Source organism: Actinophytocola sp. NPDC049390 (assembly GCF_044466355.1).
Taxonomy (GTDB): Bacteria; Actinomycetota; Actinomycetes; order Mycobacteriales; family Pseudonocardiaceae; genus Actinophytocola.
The window spans coordinates 52,790-72,008 of the sequence record NZ_JBITMQ010000009.1 but is presented as its reverse complement, the minus strand read 5'-3'; the positions used below and the strand labels follow the sequence as shown (position 1 = coordinate 72,008).

Genomic DNA, 19,219 nt, shown 5'->3' with positions numbered 1-19,219 from the left:
GTGGGGGAAGGCCGGGGCGGCGTGGTGTCCGGAGGCTTCGCCTGCGCGGCGGCCGTTGCGCACCGGCGGTTCGCCCGGAACGGCGTGGTGTCCGGTGCCTTCACCCGGTGCGAAGCCGTTGCGGGCCTCGTGCGGGAACGCCGGTGGTCCGCCAGGGACGGCGTGGTGGGCGGACGCCTCACCGGCACGGCGGCGGTTGCGGCGGCCGTTCGGGACCTCGTCCTGCGGGAACGCGGGGGGCTCGCCCGGGAGGGCGTGGTGGGCCGAGGTCTCTCCCGCGCGGCGCGCACGCCGGGGACGTGGGCTCGGGCTGGGTGCCTCGCCGGGAACGGCGTGGTGCCCCGACGCTTCGGCACGCCTCGGCCGGTCGGTGTCCGGCGGAAGGGCCCGGCGACCCGAGGTCTCACCGGCGCGCCGGGTGCGTGTTGCGGGCGTGTCCGGGAGAGCGTGGTGGCCGGACGTCTCCCCGACCGGCGCGGCCGGGCCGGGGAGGAACGCGCCGGTCGCGCGCCTGGGACCGGAGGTCTCACCAGGGGCTTCCGCCGCGCGGCGGCCGTTGCGGGCGGCCTCGCCAGGGTGGGGACGGCGGGAGTTGTCGTCCTGGGGGAAGCGGGCCGCGCGTCGGGCGGGGCGGGGAGCGTCGTCGCGGGGGAAGTCGGGGGTGGTGCCGTTCAGGGCATCGGCGACGGACGGTGGTGGCGGCGCCTGGCGCCGGGGGGCCTCGCCGGGGTGGCCGCGGCCGGCGGGGCCCTCGGCGCTCTGTCTGTCCTGCCGGGCGCGACGGCCGCTCATCAGGCCGTTCTGCTGCAACTGGTGCGGGTCGACCGGCGTGAGATCCGCCCTCGACGCGCTGTGCTTCTGCACCAGGTCCGCGACGCTCAGGCCGCCGCCTGCCTCCATGGAGCGCCTGCGGCGCCTCGGCTTCTCCTCGCCGCCGCCACCGGGGGGCTCCTCGCGGCGATGCCTTCTGCCGTACTCGTGCGGATCGCGGGTGCCGCCGAGGCGTTCGTCGTCGGGCACCCGGACTCCTCTCACCTCGTGTACGGGCCACGGTCTCGTGGCTCTTTCTTTATCAAGACGTTGTGTGTCGCAACTAGCTTGCCGACCCACAGTGTCCTATGCCGCGCCCAGATAGTACGGACGGATGGCACTTCTGACGACAGCCAACCGAAATTTGCTCACTGGCAGTGCGCAACTGGGCTCAAGACGATCGCCCGATCGGGGTATCGACTTTGTGTCCTCAAATGTTATCGAACCGACGCAAGGGGGTGGTCAAGGGTGACCGGAACTACACACGCCGGCTTCTCTGCCCGGCCGCGCCGGAAAGGCGGACCTGGCCGCCGACACGGTAGGCCACGCTGTTGCGGCCCGACTGCTTGGCTGTGTACAGCAGCCCGTCCGCGAGGCGGAGTTGCTGCTCGGGACTGGTGACGTCGCTGGTCCCGGACTCGTGTGCGACGCCGATGGACACCGTCACGTGGAGGCCGCGGACGATGGTCGACCACGGGAACTGTTCGACGCGGGCGCGCGCAGCCTCCGCGACCGCCCACGCGGCCGCGCCTTCGAGGCCCGGCAGCATGAGCACGAACTCCTCGCCGCCGTACCGCGCGCAGAATCCGCCCTCGGGCAGGCCGACCTGCAACAACTCGACGACCTGCTGCAGCACGCGGTCGCCGATCAGGTGGCCGAACGTGTCGTTGACGCGCTTGAACAGGTCGAGGTCCACCAGCGCCACCGCGAACTCGCCGCGCGGGTGGTCCACCTCCAGCAGCCGCTGGTCGAGGTAGCGACGGTTGTAGCTCGCGGTGAGCGCGTCGCGGATGCTCTGCTCGCGGGCCTCCGCGTGCTCCCGGCGCAGCCTGGCCACCTCCTGCCGGAACTGCTCCGGCACCTGGGGTGGCCGCTCGGCCGTGGCGAGGTCCAGCGCGTGCCGCAGGTGTTCGTACGCCTGCCGCCACTCGCCGCGCGACGCCAGGAGAGAGGCGATGGACTGGTGCAGCTCGACCAGGCTCATCTCTTCGGACTCGACACGGGACTCGACACGTTCCGCCCGGGCCTCGGCACGGGCATCCGTCCTGGCCTCGCCCCGCCGGGCCGGGTGCTGAATCGGCACCGTCGGCTCGTTGATCCTGCGCTCCCGCCACCGGGCGTCCCGTTGGACCGGGTCGGGTTGGGTGTCCAGTACCGCCATCGCGCTCACCTCCCTACTGGGTCTTGTTTCGACGGGAGGCGGAGCTGTCTTGAGACGTTGACGGGTGCGTGTTCGGATTTCCCCCTACCGGTGGAACTGGGACTGCTCCGAACCAGTGATGGCTACTCCGGTCGGATGGCGGAGCGCACAAACCGCGTCGATCTCGTCGCCCTGCGTCACTAGCCTGTGGGACACGGCGCGAAGCCGTATGCCTTGCCGTCGAGCACCACGACGCGCTGCGAGCCGATCTGCTCGCCGAGCAACGCGCCGTCCTGCCGGATGCTGATCGACACGCCGAGCACGTACACCAGCCCGCGCGGGTGTGCCGCGTCGCGGCCCGCGTCCGGCGGCACCCAGTCCGGGTCGACCCGCAGCGTCGACATGGCGGGGTCGATGTTCAGGGTGAGGTCGCCCAGATCGCACAGGTCGTCCGTGTAGTCCGGGTGCTGGCTGCGGCGCAGGAAGTCCCGCTGTGTCGCGGGGCCGTCCTCGGCCGCCGCGTTCAGCTCGTCGAAGTACTCCTGCACGAGCTGACGGTCGTCGTCCGGCGAGTCCTCGGCCAGCGGCACACCGGCCACGGTGGACGTGCAGCCCGCGATCAGCAGGCTCGCGAACCCGAGAACGGCGAACAGGGCGCGGCGCATGTGGTCCCCCGGGGAGTGCGGTGTGCTTCCAGGCTAACCGTGCTCACGTGGGATCGATGCGATATCCGAAACCACGCACGGTGTGGATCATGGGTGGGTGCCGCAGCTTGCGGCGCAGCTGGTTGATCACCACGTCGAGCACGTTGGACGTGGGGTCCACGAGCGGGTCCCACACCTCCTTGATCAGCTCGGCGCGGCCGACCGGGGTGCGCTGGCGCGCGACGAGCAGCCGCAGCACGTCGAACTCCTTGGCGGTCACCGTGAGCAGCACGCCCGCGCGCCGCACCTCGTGCCGTCCGCCGTCGACCTCCAGGTCGCCGCAGCGCAGCACCGGCGGCAGCCCGCTCGACACGCGCCTGCACAGCCGCCGCACCCGCGCCTCCATCTCCTCGACGGCGAACGGCTTCACCAGGTAGTCGTCGCCGTGCTCGAGCCCGGCGATGCGGTCGGCGACCGTGTCGCGCGCGGTCAGGAACAGCACGGGCACCGGCGGGCGGCGCACACGTATGTAATGGAGGGAGTCGCCGGAGGGCAGCATGCGGTCGAACACGGCGCAGTCGTAGGAGTTCACCATGAGCGCCTCGTCGGCGGCGGGGAGGTCGCCGACCGGGTCGACGGCGAAACCGGCCGCGCGCAGCGACCCGGTGATCGCGATCCGCAGGTTCTCATCGTCCTCGACCACCAGCACCCGCACATATCAGACAGTATCGAAACAGGCCTATCCCGTTACCGCGAGGACGTCCTCGACGGTGAGCGTCCGCAGTTCCGCCGTCTCCGGCATCCGGCCGAGCAGCCGCAACCGCTGCGACTGCACCTTCCGCACGCTCTCGAACAGCCGCCGCGCGTCGCGGGCGTTGCCGAAGTTCGGGTCGTCGGCGACGCGGGCGAAGTACTCGCGCAGCACCGGGTTCGCGTCCTCGTCAACGCGGTAGTCGCCCGCCGCCACCATCCGGTCGATGATCCGCACCAGGTCGTCCGGCGAGTAGTTCTCGAACTCGATGGTCTTGGAGAAGCGGGACGCGAGACCGGGGTTGGCGTACAGGAACTCGCCCATCTCGGTCGTGTACCCGGCGACGATCACGGCCACCTCGTCGCGGTGGTCCTCCATCAGCTTCACGAGCGTGTCGATGGCCTCCTGGCCGAAGTCGCCGCCGGACCCGGCCTGCCGGGACAGCGTGTACGCCTCGTCGATGAACAGGACGCCGCCGAGCGACTCCTCGAACACCACGGACGTCTTCTCCGCGGTGTGCCCGATGTACTGGCCCACGAGGTCGCGCCGCGACACCTCCCGGAACTGCCCCTTCGGCAGCACGCCGAGCGACTTCAGCAGCTTCCCGTAGGTGCGGGCGACGGTCGTCTTACCGGTGCCGGGGGCGCCCGCGAAGATCAGGTGGTGGCTGACGGTGCCGACCGACAGGCCCGCGCTCCGGCGCCACTCGTTGACCTGGATCTCGTCGACGACCGCGTGCACCTCGGCCTTGACGCCGGGCAGCCCGACCATCGCGTCGAGGTCGGCGAGCAGGTCGTCGAGTCCGGCGTCGCCGCTCGCCACGGCCCGCTTCGCCGGTTCGGTCACGGTCGGCGTCGCCCCCGCGGCCAGCAGGATCCCGGGCGGGGCGGCGTTGTCCACGTGGCACGAGTCGACGGCACCCGCGCAGCCCGCCGCGAACGCGATGCCGACCCCGCCGACGTCGTGGACCTTGCACTTGCGCAGCTCCGGCCTGCTCTGTTGGGCGACCGCGACGCCCTCGTGCGCGGTGCGCGACACCTCGCACGACTCCAGCACCGGCCGGGCGTACTGGTAGACGTAGACGCCGCGCTGGCCGCAGTCGCTGATCACGCAGTTCCGCAGCTCGGGGTCGGCGCCGAGACCGATGACGATCCCGTCGCCCGCGATGTTCCGCACGGTCGTCTCGTCGATCCGGCCGGACGAGCTCTCGACCACCACGCCCTGGTCGGAGTTCTCGACCGTGCACCGGCTGATCGTGAACCGCCTGCAGCCGCGCACCGCGATCGCGGGACCGACCTCGGTGGACAGGACGCACCGCTCGACGGTCAGCTCGACGTCCTCAGCCTGCACCGCGGCCGCACCGGCCCTGACGGTGATGCCGTTGAGGGTGAGGGCGCCGCCGCGCACGGTCAGCGCGGGCCAGTCCCCGCCGGTGGCGTCGAGCACCACCTCGCCGCCCTCGTGCGCGCGCAGCTCGAGCCTGCGGTCCGCCAGCTCGAACGTCTCCGTGTAGGTGCCCGCGGCGATCGCGATGACGCCGCCGTCCGGCGCGTTGCCGAGCGCGTCGCCGATGGTGGGGTAGGCGCCGTGCCGGCCGGGCGCCACGAGCAGGGTGCGTGCTGCCATGAGAGTCATCAGCCCGCCAGTTCCACGAGCCAGCCGCGGTCGGCGGCCTTGGCGCCGGCCTGGAAACGGCTCCGGGCGCCGAGCCGGTTCATGATGTCGGCGACCATCCGGCGCACGGTCCGCACCGAGACGCCGATCCGCGCCGCGGCGGACTCGTCGGTGCTGCCGGAGAACAGCAGCGACAGCAGCTCCTTCTCCCGGCCGTTCAGCTCGGCCGCGTCCGGCAGGTCCGACGCGGTCATCGGCACCGCGGACAGCCACACCCGCTCGAACAGCTCCGCGGTCGTCGTGACCACGCTCGACAGCCCGAACACGGCGGTGCCCAGCGACCGGCCCGCCGCGGTGCGGTCCTCGCGCAGCACGACCTTGCCGCCGGCGAGCGCGCCGTCGATCACCAGCGCGTCGGTCGGCACCTCGGGGACGGTTCTGATGACCGCGCCCGCCAGCGCGAGCGCGCCGAGCCGGTTGGCGAGCACCGGCGCGGTGCGCGCGGTGTCGGGCACGAGCACCCGGTACCGCACCCCGCGGCGCAGGTTCTCGTGGTCGACGCGGCGCACGCCGCCGATCGGGTCGCGGTCCGAGATCGACTGGGTGCTCATCACGAGCACCTCCTGCTTCGCGGACGCGACCAGGGCCTCGACGCCCGCGCTGGACGGGCACCGGACCGCGTGCTGCGAGGTCGCGGCCGGACGCAGGACGGTGACAGGGTTTTCGGCGAGGACAGTCATAGAAACACTCCGATCGGAAGCGATGCGGCGACACCGTGGACGTGTGCGCCGTCGAGCCGAACGAGGCGAACCCCCGAAGGCGCGAGACGGTCGGTGATGGACTTGGCGGCGGCCTCGACGGCGGCCTCCGTGGTGGCGGCGAGGCGGACGGTGGCGCCCGCGCGTGGTTCACCGCGGCGCCGGGCCCGCCCGTCGGAGACGGCGCCGAGCGTCACGGTCGCGGCGACGCCGGGGATGCCCGCGAGCAGCATGCCGACGAGCCGGTGCGCCTGTGCGTCGGTGAGCGTGTCCCAGCCACCGAGCAGGAACACGGACTGGCTGACGGGCCCGGTGCGCCAGAACTTCCAGTCCTCGCGCACCTCGTTCCTGCCGCCGGTGACGTGCGCGAGCCCGCCGATGGCCGACAGCGCGGGCTCCTCGGCGAGCGGCTCCGCCTGCACACCGGCACGGCCGAGCGCGCTGCGCACGCGGCGCATCGCGTTGCGGGTCGCGAGCGTCAGCTCGGCGTCGACGGGGGTGTCGACCGTGCGGGCGGCGTGCACCGCGATCAGCAGCCTGCGCGGCTGCTCCGGCCGCGCACCGACGTGGAGCACGAGCTGCACGCCGAACGTGTGGTGCCTGCCCGCTCGGTCGACGGCACTGTCGGACACCGTGGGCAGCAGCGCGGCGGGCATGGGCAGCGCGTGGAGGATTTCCGGGCTCACCGTGCGGGGCCTGAGCTGCGTCGTCAGGCCGCCTTGGTGGCTGAGCGCCATGGCCGGGCCCTGGCTGGTCTCCACCGTCCGCACGGTCGAGCCCGGCAGCAGCATTCCCAGCAGTGCCAACGTCATCCCCGGGGTGCCGCCGTTCTCCGGCAGGTCCCGCCTGCGGGACCGCAGCGCGAACGCGACGGCCAGCCCGGTCAGCTCGTACAGCCACCGGTCGCGTACCCGCACGCCGGTCAGCGCGAGCAGCACCGCCGCACCCGCCGACGCGCCGGTCAGCACCGGCCACGGCTGCCGCACGGTCAGCACGACCGCGAGCACGGCGACCTGCCAGCAGATCACCTGCACCGGTGACAGGCGCCGGACGTACGCGCGGACGTGCCGCGTCCAGGTCTGCTTCGGCGGCGCGGCGGGCCGCGGCGCCGGTGCCGGCGGCCTCGGCCGCGCGGGTGGTGCGAGCAGCAGCGGCCGCGTGTGCGGGTCGGCCGCGGGCAGCGGCTGTGCCATCGGCCGGACGGCCTGCGCCGCCGCCCGTCGGTCCGCGAACCGCTGTGGCGCCTGCCGGGCTTCCCCGGCGCCGGCCGGCGCGGCCGCCGCGGCCTGCCGTGCGTGGGACTGGCCGCCGGCTGTCGCGGCGGCTGTCGTGGTCGGTCGAGGGTCCACCGGTCACCTCCTCCTGGCGCGAAAACGGTAGGAACGACTCGCTGGGACCGGTCCCACACCGGCGGTGCGGTTCACCAGCGTCCGGTTCCGGCCAGTGCTGCCGCCGGACCGGTCGGTGCGGATACGGTCTGCGTTGTGGACCACGATCGAGCAGCGCACATTAGGTTTCGATGACAATGCGCGTGATGGTGGTCGAGGACGACGAGGACCTGCGGTTTTCCGTCGCCGTGGAGCTGGGCGCGGCCGGTCTCGACGTGGTCGAGGCACGTGATCTCGCGACCGCGGACGCGGTGCTGCGGCAGGGCGGGCTCGCCTGCGTCGTGTTCGACCGGATGCTGCCGGACGGTGACGCCCTCGACTACGTGCAGCGCCGCAGACAGGCGGGCTGGAGCACCCCCGTCCTGTTCCTCACCGCACGCGACGCGGTCGCCGACCGGGTCGCGGGTTTCGCCGCGGGCGGCGACGACTACCTCGTGAAACCGTTCTCCGTGGCGGAGATGGCCGCGCGGGTGATGATCCTGTGCCGCCGTCCGGACGGTCGGCCGTCGGTGCTGCGGCACGCCGACCTGGAGGTCGACTGCGCGCGCCGGGCCGTGCGCCGTGGCGGTGTGCTGCTCACGTTGTCCGACAAGGAGTTCGCCGTCCTGGAGTACCTGGCGATGCGGCCGGACCAGGTGGTGTCCCGCACCGATCTCATCGAGCACTGCTGGGACGCCGAGGCCGACCCGATGTCCAACGTGGTGGACGTGGTGGTGAAGCGGCTGCGCCGCAAACTGGGGCAGCCGGAGCTGATCCACACGGTCCGCGGTCGCGGGTACCGGCTCGGGGCATACGGTCCCGTGTCGTGAACCGATCCTCCGCCGACCGGTTGCGGCGCCTCCGGTTGGTGCTGACCGCCATGTTCACCGTCATGAACGCGATCGGCCTGATCGTGTTCGCCTGGCTGGTCGTGGACATGGACCATGACCGCGGCGAGCAGCGCATGGACCTGGAGCTGTCCAAGGTCACCTCGACCGTCGTCCGCCTGATCAACCGGGACGGGGACGCGGTCGTCACCGGCCTCATCACGCGTGACGAGATCAACGGGCAGTGCCCGCAGTTCGCGGTGCTGCCCGGGGACACCGGTGGCACGTTCGAGCACTTCAGCGGGCGCGACTGCGTACGGATGAACCCCGCGGTGCTGCACGGTCTCGCCGCGGACGCCACGCGCACCGGCCGGGAGGTGTACGGCTACAAGAGCAGCCTGGACGGCCAGAAGGTGCGGGTGCGGGCCCAGCCGTTCCAGGGCGAGTCGGGTTACCTCGGCGCGGTCGTCGCGGTGGTCGACGCGGAGCCGACGCTCGGCGAGCACGACCGGCTGGTGCTGTTCGTGGTCCTCGGCACGGTCGTGCTCATCGGCAGCCTCGCGCTGGCCGGGCACCTGCTCGCCGGCCGGGCGATCCGGCCCGCGGTCGGGGCGCTGGAACAACAGGAGGTGCTGCTCGCCGAGACCGCGCACGACCTGCGCACCCCGGTGGCCGCGCTGCGGGCGCTCGCCGAGACGGCGCTGCGGAATCCCGCGCAGCGCGCGGAGTTGCTGCCGCGCACGGTCCGGCTGGCGGCTCGGATGGGCTCGATCATCGACGGCCTCCTCGTCCGTGCCCGGCTCGCCGCGGGCGTCGAGCGGCTGGCCATGCAGCCGGTGTGGCTGGACCAACTGGTCACCGGTGTGGTGGAGGAGACGCCGGCGGAAGGTGCGAGCGTCACGGTCACCGCGGCGCCGTGCAAGGTCATGGCGGACCCGACGCTCCTGCAGCGCGCGGTCGGCAACCTGCTCGGCAACGCGCTGCGCTACGGCCGTCAGCCCAACCAGCCCGCGATCGTGCACATCTCCGTGGCGGGCGGCCGGGTGACCGTCGCCGACCACGGACCCGGCGTGAGCAGCGACTTCGTCGAGGAGGCGTTCGACCGGTTCCGGACCAGCAGCGGGGGGCCGGGTGTGGGGCTCGGGCTGTCGATCGTGCGCTGGGTCGCCACCGCGCACGGCGGGACGTTGTCGGTCTACAACGCGGAGGACGCGGGCGCGATCTTCGAACTCGCGCTGCCGGTGCTGCCCTGAGCCCCCGGCTCGTCGTGGCCTGTCCATCCTGGTGTCCGGTTCCGGTCACCAGTCGTCGCCGGACGTGGGCAACGGGTTATTTTCTACTGCGTGGCCGTGACTTCGAAGACAGCGTGGCGTACCCGACTGCCCGTCGTCGCGGTCGTGGTGGCCTGCGTGACCGGCGTCGTCGCGGCGGTGACCGGCGCGGCGAACCCCGTGTCGGCGGTGCAGTTCCTGCTGCCCGGCCACTGGGTCTACAACAGCGCGCTCTCCTCCGTCCTCCACGTCGACGGGTCGACCGGCAACGTCGACGCGCGTGCCGGCGTGCCGGGCAGTCCCGGCGACCAGGTGCTGCAGGGCGACACCAGTGCGTACGTGGTCGGCAGCGAACGGATCACGGAGTTCGGCAAGTCGAGCCTCGAGGTCGAGAAGTCGAGCACGCCCGCGTCGAAGGAGAAGGGCTACGGCGTGGAGACCGCGGGCGGCCCGTACCTGGTGTACCGCCAGTCGGGCAAGGTCGTACGGCTCGGTGACCCGTCCGTCACGCTGGAACTGGAGGGGCGGATCGGCACGCCGGTCGCGACCAGGGACGGCACGTTGTGGCTGCCGCGCGCCGAGGCGGGCTGGCTGTGCCAGCTGCGGTCGGGCGCCAAGGCGCCCGCCTGCCAGGTGCCGCTGCCCCGCGGGCACAAGGGCGCGTTGACCGTGGTGCGCGACGAGGTCGTGTTCGTCGACACCACGTCCGACACCCTCCACACCGTCGAGAAGGACAGGCTCGGCGCGGGCCGGAAACTCGGCCTGGACGCGTCCGACGACGCGGTGCTCGCCGACACCGACGTGGCGGGCCGGATCGCCATCCTCGACGCGAACCGCATCCACCTCGTCGACACGGAGCCCACGCCGGAGTCCGGGCGGGAGCCCGTCCAGGTCGACCTGCCGGACGGCGACTACGCGGGGCCCGTCTCCACCGGCGAGGTCGTCGCGGTCGTCGACCGCACGACGGACACGCTGATCACCTACGACAGCGCGGGTGAGCAGATGCAGCGCACGGAACTGCCCGCCGAGCGCGGCGACCCGCGGATCTCGCGCGGCGAGGACGACCGGCTCTACGTCGACGGCGACGAGGGCAAGCACGTCGTGGTCGTCGACCGGGACGGGGAGCTCACCGACGTGCCGATCGAGGGCGACAGTGACGAGCAGGCCGCGCCGCGCGGTGGCGACGCCGACAGTCCGCCGGTGGCCGGGCCGAAGCCGGAGCGGCCGAAACCCGATCAGCCGGAGCGGCAGCAGCCGCCGGCGACCGAGGAACCCGACCCGCGCCGTGAGCGGCAGCCGCCGCCCCGGGTGCCGCCGACCCAGCCGGGCGCGCCCGCCGGGGTCAGCGCGACCCCGGGCAACGCGGCGGCGACCGTCCGGTGGGGAGCCGCCGCGGACAACCGGTCCCCGATCACGGGCTACCGGGTGACGTGGGCGGGTGGCTCCCGGACCACGGGCCCGGGTGCCCGGTCGCTGGACATCCCGCGGCTGGCCAACGGCACCAGGTACGTGTTCACCGTGGCCGCCGTCAACGGAGTCGGCGTCGGGCCGGGCAGCTCGTCGAACCCCGTGACCCCGACCGCGCCGTTCCGGGCCGCGTCGGCGCCGAGGAACCTGGTCGCCACCAACGACTTCGACAACCAGACCGTGACGGTGAACTGGGCCGCGCCCGCGGACATGGGCACCGGCCGGTTCGCGCACTACGAGGTCAACGTGGGCGGGTTCCGGCAGGTGACCGTGACCGGGCTGTCGGCAACGGTCACCGGCGTCCAGGTCGACACGGCCATGACGGTCTCGGTCAGGCCGGTCACGACCAACCCGGCCGGGGCGCAGGTCGCCGGGGGCACCGCGAGCACGAGAACCGAAGGCGCACCGCCCGCCGACAACCCGGTCGTGACGTTGAGGCAGGGGGCCGCGACCGACGAGTACTGCGGCGGCGAGCCGGGCTGTTCCTGGATGCACGTGGAGGCGTCGGGTTTCCCGCCGGACACGATGCTCACGTTCACGGCGCACTCCACCCAGGAGGGCTACGAGAACAGCCACGCGACACCCACGGACGAGAACGGCTTCGCCGACATCGACCGGTTCGCCTACGCCGGGGTCGGCTACGAGGTCTGGGTGACCGTGACCACGCCGGACGGCACCGTCTACACATCCAACCGAATCACGTGGAGGGCAGGGTGACTCAACCGACCGCGGGTCAGGTCTACGAGCTGATCGCGGCCAACGTGCAGGGCGTCATCAGGGGCAAGCCGGGGTTGGTGCGGCTCGCCGTGGCGGCGCTCCTCGCCGAGGGGCACCTGCTCATCGAGGACGTGCCCGGGCTCGGCAAGACGACGCTCGCCCGCTGTCTCGCCAGAAGCATCGGTGGCTCGTACAGCCGCATCCAGTTCACCCCGGACCTGTTGCCGAGCGACGTCACCGGGGTGCAGGTCTTCCGGCAGGGCAGTGAGACGTTCGAGTTCCGCCCCGGCGGCATCTTCGCGAACGTGGTGCTGGCCGACGAGATCAACCGCGGCACACCGAAGACGCAGTCGGCGCTGCTCGAGGTGATGAGCGAGCGCACCGTCACCGTCGACTCGGTCCGCCACGAGGTGCCGAGGCCGTTCCTCGTGGTGGCGACCCAGAACCCGATCGAGATGGAGGGCACCTACCGGCTGCCGGAGGCCCAGCTCGACCGGTTCCTGATGAGACTGTCGGTCGGCTACCCGAACCTCGAGTCCGAGATGCTGGTGATCATGAGCGACTGCGCCGGTGTCGGGCCGGACGAGCTGTCGCCGGTCGTGGACATCGCGACGCTCAAGCAGGCCGTCGCCCAGGTGCGGACCGCGCACATCGACCCGGCCGTGGTCGAGTACGCGGCCCGGGTGACCGCCGCGACCCGCGAGCACGCCGCGCTGCGCTACGGCGCGAGCCCACGCGGCTCGATCGCGCTCGTGCGGGCCGGGCAGGCGGTGGCCGCGACGTACGGCCGCGCCTTCGTCACCCCCGACGACATCAAGGAAGTCGCGAAGCCGGTGCTGGAGCACCGGCTGATCCTCAACGCCGAGGCCGAGCTGAACCAGCGGCGTACCAGCGACATCGTCGACGAGGTGCTCGCCGCGGTCCCGGCACCCGCCGTGTCCGCCACGGTGACCTAGTGCCTCGGCTCACCTTGCGCGGCTGGGTCGTGCTCGCCGGTGCGGTCGTGCTGTACGCGGCGGGCGAGTGGGCCGGTTTCCCGGTGCTGCGGGCGCTCGCGGGGGCGGCGTTCGGTGCCGTGCTCGCCGCGCTGGTGATGACCGCGCGCAGGCCACGTGTCACGGTGACCCGTGAGGTGTACCCGGACCGGGTGCAGCGCGGCAGGCCCGCGTTCGCGCGGCTGCGCGTGCACAACGCGACAGGCCGCCGCCACGGCGGTTTCATCGCGGGCGACCGGGTCGACGGCGGCTTCCACGCCGTCTCGGTGCGCCCGCTCGCACCGGGCGCGGAAGCCGTGTACCACTACGAACTGCCCACGAAGCGGCGCGGCCGGTTCGAGGTCGGCCCGCTGACGCTGGAACGCGTCGACCCGCTCGGGCTCGGCCGCAGCAGGCTGACCACCGGGGACACCGCGACGTTGTGGGTGCACCCGAAGACGTACCCGGTGCGTGCCCTGGTTGCCGGGCACCCGCGCCACCACCACGAGGGCAGCACCACCGACGACTCGCTGCACGGCTCCCTGGACCTGCGGGACGTGCGCGAGTACGAGCCCGGCGACGAGGTCCGCCACCTGCACTGGAAGGCGACCGCCCGCACCGGTCGGCTCATGGTCCGCGACTACGTGGACCCGAACCAGCCCAGGTTCACCACGCTGCTCGACACCCGCGCCGACCTCGTGCCGCCGGAGGTGCTGGAGGAGGCGGTGGACCTGACCGCGTCGCTGATGTCCGCCGCCGCGGCCGAGGGCTACTGGTGCCGGCTGCTGACGACGTCCGGCGCCGACCTGAAACCGGGCGGCGGGCAGCAGGCCGTGCGCCAGGTGCTCGACGAACTGTGCGAACTGACACCGGTTAGTGGCGGGCCGTTGGTGCCGCGCGAGCTGACCAAGGGCCCGGACCGCGGCGGCTCGCTCGTCGTGGTGCTGGCGAGCGCACGGCAGGACGACCTGACCGCCGTCGCGGCACTGCGACCCCACTACGCGTCCGCGGTGGTCGTCACCATCGCGGGCGGCGCCAACACGGGAGTTCCGATGCGCATCCCGAACACGCGGGTGATCCAGGCCCCGAACGCGAAGGGCGGCACCCGGCGCTGGAACGTGGCAGCCCACTGATGACCACACGTGCCTCCGTCCTCGCCGTGCTGTTCACCGCGGCGGGCCCGGGTCTGCTGTTCGCGCCCGTTTTCGGCATCGGCGCGCTGCTGCTGCCGCTCGCGCTGGTCGTCGCCGCCGGGTTCGCGGTGTCGGAGCTGTGCGCACGCCGTCCCGCGCTGGTGCCGTGGCGTGCGGTGCTGGTGCTCGTCGTCGGGTTGCTCGCGCTGTCCGAGGCGATGCTGTTCCCCACCACGCTCGCCGGACTGCCGACCGCCGAGACCGGCCGGGCCCTGCTCGCGGGTGTCACCGAGTCGTGGCAGCTGACCCTGCAGTCCACCTGGCCCGCCCGCCCCGATCCGGAGCTGATGCTGTTCGTCCCGCTGGCCGCGCTCGTCGCCGCCACGCTCGGGCTCGAACTGCTGCGGTGGCCGCTTCTCGCGCTGCTGCCCGGGGTCGCGATGGTGGTGCTGTCGCAGGCGTACGTCTCGCTGACAGGGCTCACGGCGGTGCTCGCCGCGTTCGCGTTCGCGGTGGTCGCCGGGCTGCTGCTGTCCACAAGCGACAGAGCGGGCGACGCCGTGCCCACGGCGGCCCGCCGCTCGTTCGTGGCCCTCGCGCTGGTCGTGCCGACCGTCGTGCTCGCCGTGGCGGGCGCCGTCCTCGCTACGGTCGTCCACCCCGTCGACCGGCCCGCGGTCTCCTTGCGGGACAAGCAGTTCGTGCCACTGCCACCGGCCCGCGTCGCGAGCCCGCTCGACGAGCTGACCGAACGCATGCAGGACCCGGACGAGCCGGTGTTCTCCTACTCCGCAGACCACCCGGTCGACCGCTGGCGCCTCGCGGTGCTGGACCGGTTCAACGGCGTCAACTGGACCCCGAGCGCCCAGCCGAGGCGTCTCGGCGCCGAGCTGCGGCCCGTGCTCGACGTGCCGCGGGACGAGTACACCGCCAGCATCCGGTACCCCGGCACGGAAACCCCGTGGCTGCCGAGCCAGGCGCTGCCCGCGTCGGTGACCGGGCTGGCGCCGCTGGTGGACGAGGCGTCCGGCACGCTCATGGCGTACGGGCGCACCGGCCCCGCGGCCTACACCCTGACGTGGTGGGAACCACGCCCCGACGCGGCGGAACTGCGGGACGCCGCCATCGACCCGTCCGCCCGCACCGGTTTCGGCGACCTCGGCCAGGTGCCTGCCGGCATCGCCGACCTCGCGCGCGAAGCCGTCCGCGACGACCGCCCCGCGTTCCAGACCGCGCTGGTGCTGGAACAGTTCTTCCGCGACAACTACCGGCTCGCCACCGGCAGCGACCTGCCGAGCGGCAGCGGATGGCCCCAGCTGCGGACGTTCCTGCTCGACAACCGACGCGGCACGACCGAGCAGTTCGCCGCCGCCTACGTGGTGCTGGCCCGCATCGTGGGCATCCCGGCACGCATCGCGGTCGGCTTCCGCGCACCGGAGGAGACCGGTGACGACGTGGTGGTCCACAACTCCGACGTCCTGGCGTGGCCGGAGGTGGCCGTCGCGGGCATCGGCTGGGTGCCACTGGACCCGGCGGGCGCGACCAGCGGCACGGGCACGAAACCGAAGGGACTGGCGGAGGCCACCGCCGAGGCGAGGGAGCAGCTGCCACCGCTGGAGGACGTGCGCGACCCGGAGCTGCCGGAGGACGACGAGGAGACCGAGGGCACCACCACGTCCGACGGCGAGCCGTTCCCGTGGGCCTGGGTGCTGGGCGGTGCCGGGGTGCTCGTCGTCGCGTGGGTCGGTGGCGTGCCCCTGTTCCGAGCGCTGCGAACACGACGGCGGCGCCGCCGTCCCGGCGCCGCGGCGGTGGTCGGCGCGTGGGCGGAGGCGAGGGACCGCCTGAGAGCCCACGGCGTGCCGTACACCCCGGGCATGACCCCCCGAGACCTGGCCGCCGCGACGAACGACCCGCTGGTGGTCCCCGGCCTGCACGCACTGGCACGGTCCGTGGACGTCGCACTGTGGTCACCGACCGGCCCGGCACCGACCACCGCGACCGAGGCGTGGACGGCGGTGCGTGCCGTACGCACCGGACTGGCCAAACGGCCCTTCGGTGCCAGGGTGAAGGCCGCACTGGACCCGCGAACCCTGGTGTCACCCCGCTGAAAGCGGGCGGAACCCGTTGGTACTGGCCGGAAGCGGCCAGCAGGCCACCGGGTGCCGCGCCGGTGCCCGACACTCCCTCCAGGAACTGACCGACGGGTGGAGGTCGCGGTGTACGGGAGTGCCGGGCTACCGGGTGAGGTGGCCGAGCGGGAGCGAATGGCCCGCGCGGTCAGGCGGGTCCAGGACAAGCTGGTCGACATCGAGGTCACCGAGGAGTCCGACGACGGGCTGATCGCGGCGACCGTCGGAGCGCGCGGGGAGTTGCGTGCGCTGGACCTCGATCCGCGGATCTACCGCACCCAGGACGCCACCGCGCTGGCGGACGACATCCTCGCGACGGTCAGGAAAGCCGCCGACACGGCCGGGCGCCGGGCGTACGACGCCGCGGTCGAGGTGCTGCCGCCGGGCGCGACCTACGAGGACACGGACGTCGCGTTCGACCCGGTGCTGCACCGGCTCGGCGCGTTCACGGGACGGCGGTGACGGGCATGGCGGGCGAGGGAGACCGCGCGACGATGGATCCGGCCGCGGTCGCCGACGCGATGCGGGCGCTGCGGACCGCGGGCACCGACTTCGTCAGCGGCTGGTCCTCGGCAAGCTCGCGGATCAGCGGACTCGACGGTCAGCTCGGCAAGGGCCCGCTCGGGCAGGCGTTCATGGCCGGCTATCGCCCCGGGGCAACGGAGATCGCCGGCTCGGCCGACCGCGGCTGCCGGATTCCCGGCCAGTACGCCGATGCGGGCGAGGGGTGCATCGGCCACTACACCGGCATGGACGCCGACTCCGCCGCGGGCTTCGGTGGGGCGGGCGGTCATGGGCCTGCCTGAACCAGCGGGTCCACTGTGGACCGAAGTGAAGGGCGTCTACGACCCGTGGCCGCCCGACGACGAGCAGGCGGCGCTCGACCTCGGCCTCGCATGGGAGCAGGCGGCGACGACCGCGCGCAGGGCGGGTGAGCAGTCGGTCGCCGCGGGCGGCAACGCCTACGCGGCGTGGCAGGACGACGCCGGGCAGCTCCTCGACGCCCACACCCGCGCCTACGGCGAGCAGGTGGGCGTGCTCGACCAGGGCATGCTGATGCACCGCGACGCCGCGCGGCGCTACGGCGAGCAGGTCCGCTCGGTGAAGGAGACCATCCAGTCGGTCATCTCCACCTACCAGCCCTTCTACGACCTGTTGAGCAACCCCCGGTTCGGCGAGGCGGGCCGGGCCATGCGGGACTGGCTCGTCCAGGACGTCGCCGGCCGCCTCCGCGACATGGTGCTCGGCGCGGCGGACCAGCTCGGTCTTCAGCTGTCCGGGACCGGGCCGGGCGCCGGCTTCGAGATGAAACCCCCCGAGGGCGGCAAGCTCGGCGAGATCAAGGCGTGGGCGGACCTGTTCAAGGTCGGTGCCCAGAACGCGGACGGCACGTTCAAGGCGGAGGCCAACCTCGGCGCCGAGGCGTCGGCGTCCGCCGCGCTGACGAACGAGGGCCTCAAGGCACAGCTCGAGGCGGCTGCCGGGCTGAAGATCAAGGGGGAGTACAAGAACGCGGTCGGCCCGAACGGCCTGGTCGGCTACGGCGGGGAGGCGGAGGCCTTCGCGGGCGGCAAGGCGGGTGCCGGGCTCAACGTGGGCCCGAACGGGGTCGAGGCCAAGGCCGAGGCGTTCGCGGGCGGGCGTATCGGGGGGAAGGTCTTCGGTGACGTCGGCGGTATCGGCCTCGGGCTCACCGCCGAGGGCTGGGCCGGGCCGGGCGCCGAGGCCGGGGTGACCGCCAAGAACGAGAACGGTGTCTTCACCCTCGGCGCCTCCGCGGGCGCCTCGCCGATCCTCGGTGGGAAGCTCGGCGTCGAGTTGCGGGTGGACACCAACAAGGTCGTCGAGACCGCGGGCCACGTCTGGCAGGCCGTCGAGGACGGCGTCGCGGAGGTCGGCCGGGGCTATGAGACCGTCAGACAGGGCGTGGAGGACGTCGGCCGCGACATCGGGGCGGGCGTCGAGGACTTCGGTCGAGACGTCGGGCGGGGCGTCCAGGACATAGGCGAACGCGTTGGCAAGCTGTTCTGACCCAGGGAGTTGAGCACGATGGCCACGGATCTTCCGGTTCCGATCGAGTTCCGGCTGCCTGACGGCTGGCACGCGGCGTCGCCGGACGAGGCCGGTCTGCCGGACGTCGCGTTCATCGCGCTCAACGCGGCCACGCACGGCTCGGGCTTCACCGCGAACATCACCGTCGACGGCGAGGTCCGCACCGACGGGGCGTCGCTCGCCGAGATCGCCGACCAGTCGGTGGCGAGCCTGCGCGGCACCGCGCCGACCGTGACCGTCGCGCACCGGGCCGACCTCGGTGTCGGCGACGCCCCCGGGCTTGCCCAGGACCTCCGCATCACCCTGCGCGAGGGCGCGGTCCGTGAGCTGGTCCAGTCGCAGGTGTACCTGACCGTCCCGGACGCCGTGGACACCGCGCGACGCGCCGTGGTGCGCGCCTCGCTCACCGCCGCGCTGGACCAGGTGGACACGGTGATGGCGGACTTCCGCGAGTTCCTCTCGTCCATCCGGCTGGACACCCACCGGACCTGACCCCCGTCGGTCCACAGTCGACACACATACGACAGCGGCCCCGGACTCTCGTCGCGGGGCCGCTGTGCTGTGCCGGTGCCGTCGGGTCAGCCGCCCACGGCGCGCTTGGCCGCGTCCAGTGCCTGCTGGCCGTTCATCTGTGCGATGCCGACCTTGGTGGACAGCTCCATCTGGAAGTCGTTGGTCGCCTGGGTCGCCTTGTCCCAGATGGTGTTCAGCTCGCCGAACAGGCCACCCGCGCCGTCCAGCCAGGTCTCCATGGTGAGACCGACGGTCTGCATCCAGGTGTCCTTCTCGGCGCCGATCTCGTTCGCCGACGCGGCCAGCTGCGCCTGGCCGTCCCCGAGCGCGCTGAACTCGTAACGAATGGGGCCACTCATCGCGTCTCCTTTGGTGCTCGTGCGGAACTACCCGCGGAAGTTCAGTCCAGTGAGGACAGTGCTGTTGACCTGGCTGGTGGTGTCGTCGTCGGAGGAGGTGTAGGCCGTGCCGGAGGTGTTGGCGGCCGCCCCCACCCGCTCCAGCTCGGCGACCAGCGCGTCGACCTGCTGGCGCCATTCCCGGTGCTTGCCGTCGAACGCGACGGGGGCCCGGCCCTGCCAGGTGGCCATCATCGTGGCCACCTGACCCTCGATCCGCCCGATCGCCGCCTGGATGTTCGACGCCGAGTTGTTCGCCGCGACGGCCGCGTTGTGCAGGTCCTCCGGTGTGCCCCACTGGAGATCGCCGTTGGGCATCGATCGCTCCTTTCCGGTCATGTGTCTATGTCGGATGGGCCCGATGAGCCCACCGCGCGAAGGCGGTCACCTGAAAGCTAATTGGGACAACGAGTTCCGGACGGCGCTCCGGC

Annotated in this window: 18 protein-coding genes and 1 pseudogene; 10 read left to right on the top strand and 9 right to left on the bottom strand. The window is 72.7% G+C overall.

Annotation, left to right across the window (positions count from 1 at the left end; all coding sequences use genetic code 11):
• The 7 genes and pseudogenes from ACIBVP_RS24665 to ACIBVP_RS24635 form a co-directional block, all read right to left on the bottom strand.
• Window positions 1-1,020: pseudogene (locus ACIBVP_RS24665) on the bottom strand (hypothetical protein); the annotation flags it as partial.
• Between the two features lie 268 nt (window positions 1,021-1,288).
• Window positions 1,289-2,014 (bottom strand): GGDEF domain-containing protein, encoded by a 726-nt coding sequence (locus tag ACIBVP_RS24660; RefSeq protein ID WP_396108958.1) that lies wholly within the window; start codon window positions 2,012-2,014, stop codon window positions 1,289-1,291.
• A gap of 356 nt (window positions 2,015-2,370) precedes the next feature.
• Window positions 2,371-2,835, bottom strand: a complete 465-nt coding sequence (locus ACIBVP_RS24655; RefSeq protein ID WP_396108650.1) for a hypothetical protein — start codon at window positions 2,833-2,835, stop codon at window positions 2,371-2,373.
• A 43-nt stretch (window positions 2,836-2,878) separates the two neighbouring features.
• Window positions 2,879-3,529, bottom strand: coding sequence for a response regulator transcription factor (locus ACIBVP_RS24650; protein WP_396108649.1), 651 nt, complete (start codon window positions 3,527-3,529; stop codon window positions 2,879-2,881).
• A 24-nt stretch (window positions 3,530-3,553) separates the two neighbouring features.
• On the bottom strand, window positions 3,554-5,200 hold the full coding sequence (locus ACIBVP_RS24645) for a right-handed parallel beta-helix repeat-containing protein (RefSeq protein WP_396108648.1): 1,647 nt from the start codon (window positions 5,198-5,200) through the stop codon (window positions 3,554-3,556).
• Window positions 5,200-5,919 (bottom strand): LuxR C-terminal-related transcriptional regulator, encoded by a 720-nt coding sequence (locus ACIBVP_RS24640; protein WP_396108647.1) that lies wholly within the window; start codon window positions 5,917-5,919, stop codon window positions 5,200-5,202. Before ACIBVP_RS24640 ends, ACIBVP_RS24645 begins: the two co-directional genes overlap by 1 nt.
• A complete protein-coding gene (locus ACIBVP_RS24635) occupies window positions 5,916-7,286 on the bottom strand; it encodes a hypothetical protein (RefSeq protein WP_396108646.1) in 1,371 nt (456 codons plus the stop codon). Before ACIBVP_RS24635 ends, ACIBVP_RS24640 begins: the two co-directional genes overlap by 4 nt.
• 176 nt (window positions 7,287-7,462) lie before the next feature.
• Between ACIBVP_RS24635 and ACIBVP_RS24630 the strand changes: the two genes are divergently transcribed.
• The 10 genes from ACIBVP_RS24630 to ACIBVP_RS24585 all read left to right on the top strand — a co-directional run bounded on the left by ACIBVP_RS24630 (window position 7,463) and on the right by ACIBVP_RS24585 (window position 18,369).
• Complete coding sequence (locus tag ACIBVP_RS24630; protein WP_396108957.1) at window positions 7,463-8,134, top strand: response regulator transcription factor; 672 nt, start codon at window positions 7,463-7,465, stop codon at window positions 8,132-8,134.
• Entirely contained in the window at window positions 8,131-9,384 is a 1,254-nt protein-coding gene (locus ACIBVP_RS24625) for a sensor histidine kinase (protein WP_396108645.1), read from the top strand. Before ACIBVP_RS24630 ends, ACIBVP_RS24625 begins: the two co-directional genes overlap by 4 nt.
• A 96-nt stretch (window positions 9,385-9,480) precedes the next feature.
• On the top strand, window positions 9,481-11,586 hold the full coding sequence (locus tag ACIBVP_RS24620) for a fibronectin type III domain-containing protein (RefSeq protein ID WP_396108644.1): 2,106 nt from the start codon (window positions 9,481-9,483) through the stop codon (window positions 11,584-11,586).
• A complete protein-coding gene (locus ACIBVP_RS24615; RefSeq protein WP_396108643.1) occupies window positions 11,583-12,542 on the top strand; it encodes an AAA family ATPase in 960 nt (319 codons plus the stop codon). The genes ACIBVP_RS24620 and ACIBVP_RS24615 overlap by 4 nt, the downstream gene beginning before the upstream one ends.
• The gene (locus ACIBVP_RS24610) at window positions 12,542-13,693 is read left to right on the top strand and encodes a DUF58 domain-containing protein (protein WP_396108642.1); all 1,152 of its coding nucleotides are present in this window, start codon (window positions 12,542-12,544) and stop codon (window positions 13,691-13,693) included. The genes ACIBVP_RS24615 and ACIBVP_RS24610 overlap by 1 nt, the downstream gene beginning before the upstream one ends.
• Window positions 13,693-15,804, top strand: a complete 2,112-nt coding sequence (locus ACIBVP_RS24605) for a transglutaminaseTgpA domain-containing protein (RefSeq protein WP_396108641.1) — start codon at window positions 13,693-13,695, stop codon at window positions 15,802-15,804. Before ACIBVP_RS24610 ends, ACIBVP_RS24605 begins: the two co-directional genes overlap by 1 nt.
• A 96-nt stretch (window positions 15,805-15,900) precedes the next feature.
• Window positions 15,901-16,287 (top strand): YbaB/EbfC family nucleoid-associated protein, encoded by a 387-nt coding sequence (locus ACIBVP_RS24600; RefSeq protein ID WP_396108640.1) that lies wholly within the window; start codon window positions 15,901-15,903, stop codon window positions 16,285-16,287.
• Window positions 16,288-16,292: 5 nt separating this feature from the next.
• Window positions 16,293-16,631, top strand: a complete 339-nt coding sequence (locus ACIBVP_RS24595; protein ID WP_396108639.1) for a hypothetical protein — start codon at window positions 16,293-16,295, stop codon at window positions 16,629-16,631.
• A 25-nt stretch (window positions 16,632-16,656) separates the two neighbouring features.
• Window positions 16,657-17,856 (top strand): hypothetical protein, encoded by a 1,200-nt coding sequence (locus tag ACIBVP_RS24590; RefSeq protein WP_396108638.1) that lies wholly within the window; start codon window positions 16,657-16,659, stop codon window positions 17,854-17,856.
• A gap of 18 nt (window positions 17,857-17,874) precedes the next feature.
• Window positions 17,875-18,369, top strand: coding sequence for a hypothetical protein (locus tag ACIBVP_RS24585; protein ID WP_396108637.1), 495 nt, complete (start codon window positions 17,875-17,877; stop codon window positions 18,367-18,369).
• Between the two features lie 86 nt (window positions 18,370-18,455).
• Here the strand turns inward: ACIBVP_RS24585 and ACIBVP_RS24580 are convergent, their stop codons facing one another.
• Both ACIBVP_RS24580 and ACIBVP_RS24575 read right to left on the bottom strand, forming a co-directional pair.
• The gene (locus tag ACIBVP_RS24580) at window positions 18,456-18,749 is read right to left on the bottom strand and encodes a hypothetical protein (protein WP_396108636.1); all 294 of its coding nucleotides are present in this window, start codon (window positions 18,747-18,749) and stop codon (window positions 18,456-18,458) included.
• Window positions 18,750-18,776: 27 nt separating this feature from the next.
• Window positions 18,777-19,106, bottom strand: coding sequence for a WXG100 family type VII secretion target (locus tag ACIBVP_RS24575; protein WP_396108634.1), 330 nt, complete (start codon window positions 19,104-19,106; stop codon window positions 18,777-18,779).
• Window positions 19,107-19,219 lie beyond the last annotated feature (113 nt).